Annotated in this window: 2 protein-coding genes; both read right to left on the bottom strand. The window is 59.3% G+C overall.

Annotated elements, in window-relative coordinates:
• Positions 1-669 precede the first annotated feature (669 nt).
• Positions 670-1,989, bottom strand: a complete 1,320-nt coding sequence (locus VGI36_21110; protein ID HEY2487651.1) for an AmpG family muropeptide MFS transporter — start codon at positions 1,987-1,989, stop codon at positions 670-672.
• 281 nt (positions 1,990-2,270) lie between these two features.
• On the bottom strand, positions 2,271-3,473 hold the full coding sequence (locus VGI36_21105; protein ID HEY2487650.1) for an acyl-CoA dehydrogenase family protein: 1,203 nt from the start codon (positions 3,471-3,473) through the stop codon (positions 2,271-2,273).
• Between the last annotated feature and the right edge of the window lie 701 nt (positions 3,474-4,174).

Below are 4,174 nucleotides of genomic sequence, written 5' to 3'. Positions count from 1 at the left end.
GGGTAGTGCGCGATACTGTTACGCTATGGGGACCGGGCGCTGCGTACTTCTTTTCGATGACCCCGGTTGCATGATCGTCGTTGGTACACCCGGCGAGGGTCAATAAAACCATGAACGATATGAAAGATCTGTACCTACCATGTGAGCTCAAGTTTCACTCCTCCAGACCAGCCTTCGGATCTCTTCTGCGGCGATGGCGTAGTCGCTAATCGCTGAGTGAGCATTCGTGCAGCGTTCTATAGTAGAGTCTTCACCTTACTAAGGCGAACGCGTTTGACCAGTGCACCAGGCAGTCGACAGGCGTCAGGGAGCCGGCTCGTGACGGTTAGCGAGGCGGCTCCGCACACTGTGCGGCGAGTTTTGGCTCGTTTAGCTGCTCACGGATCACGCGTCGCAAAGGCTCGAAAGACCTGCGATCGCGACCAGAAATCAATCTTCACGATGTCTGTCAATTATCCTTCTAGTCGAAGGACGGGCGGCGATCAGAACCAGTGGCTCATTCGCTTACCCTTGCGGCGGTTGGTCGCTCGTGCGTGAATAGCTATCGGGCTAGCCTAAAACTCCATCTCTTACAGGAACTTTCTCAACTCTCGGCCGGGCCTGTGCTTTCGCGACCGTGAAGGGTGCGAACCTCGGGTCCTCAGGGGGGACCCGCCTTGGGCGACGAGTTTATGGACCTACCTGGGCGAAGGAGAGTCGCGCATCTCCGGTCTGTCGCTGAGCCATCCATGCGATGAGTAACAACGCGGGAACCGTTGCTACGGTCGTCAACAGGAAAAATGGCACCCATCCGAGAGTATCAGCGAGGACTCCGCCGGATGATGCGAACAGGGTGCGTCCCAGAGAAGCCAGCGAAGAGAGCAACGCGTATTGGGTTGCGGTGAAGGCAGGTGAGCACAGACTCGACAAATACGCGACCAGCGCAGCCCCCGCCATCGCCCCGGTCAGATTTTCTGCGGAGACACACAGCGCCAGATAGAAGATCCGGTGACCCTCGATCGCTTGCAACACATAGAAGAGATTGCCCGCCGACTGCAACACGCCGCACAACAGCAGCGAACGCAAGATCCCGAAGCGCGCGGCGAGAACTCCTCCGATCAACGCACCGACAATCGTCGCCCCAAAGCCGACCAGCTTCGACATCGCCGCGATTTCGGTCAGAGTGAAGCCGAGCGAGATATAGAGCGGTATCGCCATCACCCCCGCCAACGCCTCGCCCAGTTTGTATCCGACCACTGCCATAATAATCAGTGGCCACATCGGTCGACGCATGAAATCGGAGAACGGACCGCCAACGGCGGTCGCGAACCACACGGAGATCGCCTGCCAACCCTTAGTCTCAGTACTGCGCCCAGCGGTGGCCGCCGCTTGCGGTTCGGGGCTGAAAAGAAACACGAGCAGGCCGCCAAACAACAGTGCTGCCATGGTCGCATACGCGGCGAACCACCCGGCGTGGTCAGCGATTATCAGCGCGCCCGCACCTGAGACCAACATCGCGATCCGGTAACCAGTCTGGATCACCCCTGCGCCGGGTCCCTGATACTCGATCGGCAAAATTTCTACACGCCAAGCGTCGATAACCACGTCCTGACTGGCGGACAGAAACGCGACCAGCACCGCCAGAGCACCCATCGCACCGAGGTGGTGACGTGGATCGCATGCGCCCAAACCCAGGGTTGCCGCGATCAACGCGATTTGAATCGAGATTCCCCAACCCCGCCGACGTCCGAGCGGCAGCGGCGGCGGTAGCCGGTCGATCAGCGGTGACCAGATGAATTTGAGCGAGTAGGGTGTGCCGACCAGGGCGAACGCGCCGATCGTCGCTCGCCTGATGCCTACGCTGGCCAGCCACGCGGACAACGTCGAGAAGGTAAGCAGCAGCGGCAGCCCGCTCGCAAAGCCGAGGATAAGAACCAACACAACCCGGCGATCGGTGTATTCCGCGAGCGACCGCCGCCAGCTTCGCTCCTTCCCACTGCGGTTTCGCACTGAACGCTTCCTGTTGCGTGTAGAGTCGTTGGAACTTCGCACGCGACTAACCCGGCTGCAAGCCACTTATCAGCAGGCGCCCACATTCTGGCTGGAGTCCCGGACAACTCGCGGTCGCCCTTTCCGTGCTTTATAGAGTCTCGCCCAGGACGATTCGTACCCATCGCCGTGGTCGGGAAGACTGTAAACGCAAGCGCTGGAATGGATCTCCTTAATGAGCAGGACTGCGGTTCGTACCCGGCCGGTCGCTTGAGAACACCCTTCGAGCAAATGCCGGGCGGCTAAAAGGGATTTCGTGAATCCAGCCCGAGAGAAATGCGTCCCAGTTGCTCCGTTATGCGATCGATGTGCCCGTTGATGTGCAGGGGCATCGCTTGAAAATCGCGATATCGGCGTTCGAAATCGGTACCTTCGCGTAGTCCATTGCCTCCGACGACCCGAAGGATGAGTTTCATCGCTTCGTCGCACAACAGCACCGCCTGCATTCCGGCCGCGGTCTGGCGGAAATAATCGCCTTCAGTCGGCACCACGGCGGCGGCGATCCGTGCGTCGGTTTCGGCCATCGCGGCGTACACCGTATCGGTCGCCGCGTTGATCAGTGCCCGGGCGCGGCCGAGGTTCACGTGTATGGTCGCTTTTTCGATCATCTTCGTTCCGAGGATTGCGATCCGCTCGCGAATGTTGTGGGCGGTATCGTCGAGCGAAGCCTCGGCTACGCCGCTCGCCATTGCGGCGAGCCACATCACGGAGATGGCGACCCAGTCTTCGCGATAGCGGTGATGAATCACCGGATAATCGCGCTGCCGAAAGAACGCGCGATACTTAGGAAACATGGGCACCACGCGTTCGCGCGGCACCTCCACGCCTTCATAGTAGACGTGATCGGTCGCCGACGCGCGCAGAGCACTACCATCCCAGGTTTCCTTGATCCGAACCTTCCGATGCCGAAGATCAACCAGCGCAAACTCCGGAGTCTTGTTGCCGTCTCTGACAAACGGCACACCGGCCCATTCAGCGTAGCGGCCGCCGGACCCGAATGTTGCGACGCCGGACAAGATGATGTTGCCGCCTGCGTCGATTCCTGAAACCAGGGTTGCCGCACCGGCGGGAAGGCACACCCACTCGCGTTTCGAAACGAGCTCGGCCAATAAAGCCATATGAGCCGGGCCAAGGAGCCCAGCGAAATAGTGAAAAACGCACAGATGATTCCACAGGCACCACGCCGTCGAGCCACACCGCGGAGCGATCGCACGGAGCTCGTTTGCGATCGCAACGATCGATTCCTCGAGCCCCGAAATCTGGTGCGTCGCCGACATCCGCATGATGTCGTTCTTCTTGATTGCGGCTATGACGCCGGCGGAAATCGAGCGAGTTCGATCGGCCTGCGAGGCCTGCGCGGCAATGTCAACGAGGAGCGGCGTGATGTACTTCGCTTCTCCGTGAACCCTCCCGATCGTGCTGAAGCTATAATCGTCGCCAGGCATCACTAATCCTCCATGCAACGCAGTCCAGGAGTTGGGCCAGGCTGCAAGCTCGACCCCTGCGGGGATTACAAAGGAAAAAGCACACTTCGTTTTTTTAAAGTCAACGCGCCAGACACCGCCCGGCCGAAGAAACGCGCCACTTGGCCGATGCGGTTGCTGTCTTCGTCGACTCTGCAGCGAGCGGCGCTTCCAACCTCAGGCGACGCTCGCGACACGGATTTATTTTCAGCCCCCTGCAAGCGCCTCCGAAAATGCCGTCGGGTCGTCAACGCATCAGCGAAGGTAAGCTAGATCCACCGCCTTGTAGAAGTGAAGGGGGTAACGACGCATCGGCTTGGTGCAATCCTTCAACTGAGTAACCGCCTCGTCGGGATAGCGTAATGCCTGGCGGCTGACAGGTCAGGAAAATCGGAATCATGTGCGGCGACAGTCATTGTGACCTCTATATCGGCCAAGTCATATTACCCTCGCCCCTCTCTTAAAGAAGCGTCCTTCTTTTGTGGAAGAAGCTTCTTTGGAGGGGTTAGGGGGCGGCCACCTCATGGGGGTGGCCGTTCAAATTTGCGGGCAGTCGCGACGCTGGCAATGGTACGAGACAAGGGTTTTGAGGCGCGTTAGGGACTGACTATGCTGCACGGACCGTGGGTCTTGTCGCTCTTTGATCATCACTTTTTGTCGACACCCATTGGCGCTGAGTCGAT

The sequence above is a fragment of the Candidatus Binataceae bacterium genome, from assembly GCA_036495685.1.
Lineage (GTDB): Bacteria > Desulfobacterota > Binatia > Binatales > Binataceae > JAFAHS01.
The sequence above is the reverse complement of the archived record's forward strand: the minus strand, read 5'-3'. Positions and strand labels throughout refer to the sequence as shown.